The organism is Leptospira limi, assembly GCF_026151395.1.
In the GTDB taxonomy this organism is placed as follows: domain Bacteria; phylum Spirochaetota; class Leptospiria; order Leptospirales; family Leptospiraceae; genus Leptospira_A; species Leptospira_A limi.
Window position 1 is genome coordinate 1 of record NZ_JAMQPV010000020.1, and the last position, 301, is coordinate 301.

A 301-nucleotide genomic window follows, 5' to 3' on the forward strand; every position below is an offset into this window, starting at 1 on the left:
TGAGGAATGTATTAGGTGGGGGTCTTCGAGTAAAAAGTGATTGTGCAATAGTTAGGTTTTGTAGGAATAAAGCGAATTAGCGGTAAGGGGAGTAGCCTAACATGAATCACTTGGCGAAATATAAGCAATTATTAATTATCTTAATTTTATTTGGGTATTCGCTAAGGTCGCAGGTGGTGATTCCGGAGCTAGAAGTTCCTGGATACGAGACAAATTTCATGCGAGAGGTGTATGGAAGGTCCTACTTTTTAGGAAGTCTGAGTAGTTGGAATGAGCAGGTTTTGTATTACCAGGACATGCT

General features: G+C 40.2%; 1 protein-coding gene. It reads left to right on the top strand.

Annotation, left to right across the window (positions count from 1 at the left end; all coding sequences use genetic code 11):
• Positions 1-101 precede the first annotated feature (101 nt).
• On the top strand, positions 102-301 hold a 200-nt coding region (locus tag ND812_RS18370; RefSeq protein WP_265376764.1), incomplete at its 3' end, for a hypothetical protein.